The 281-nt window shown below is 49.8% G+C and carries 1 protein-coding gene; it reads left to right on the top strand.

Annotation, left to right across the window (positions count from 1 at the left end):
* Positions 1 to 44 precede the first annotated feature (44 nt).
* On the top strand, positions 45 to 281 hold a 237-nt coding region (locus tag RVY79_RS19175; protein ID WP_317466147.1), incomplete at its 3' end, for a ParA family protein.

Genomic DNA, 281 nt, shown 5'->3' with positions numbered 1-281 from the left:
TTCACAGCAAGTCTCGCTAAAATCACAAAAACCTTGGAGAACCTATGAGCGCATTTACGATTGCAATCGCAAACCAAAAAGGTGGCGTAGGTAAGACAACGCTGAGTCTCAATCTCGCATCTGCCTTCCAATCTGGAGGCACGGACGTCGCTCTAGTCGACGCAGATCCTCAGAACACCTCATTGCGATGGGCAACAAGCGGTGAGGAGCCTCTCAAGATTTCGGTGGCGAGTCTCGCTCCCGCAGGTTCTAAGATCGGAAACGAAATCCAAAAATTGCAA

Origin of the sequence: Chromohalobacter sp. HP20-39, assembly GCF_033052815.1 — a bacterium.
Lineage (GTDB): Bacteria > Pseudomonadota > Gammaproteobacteria > Pseudomonadales > Halomonadaceae > Chromohalobacter.
This window is presented reverse-complemented; position numbering and strand designations above follow the sequence as displayed.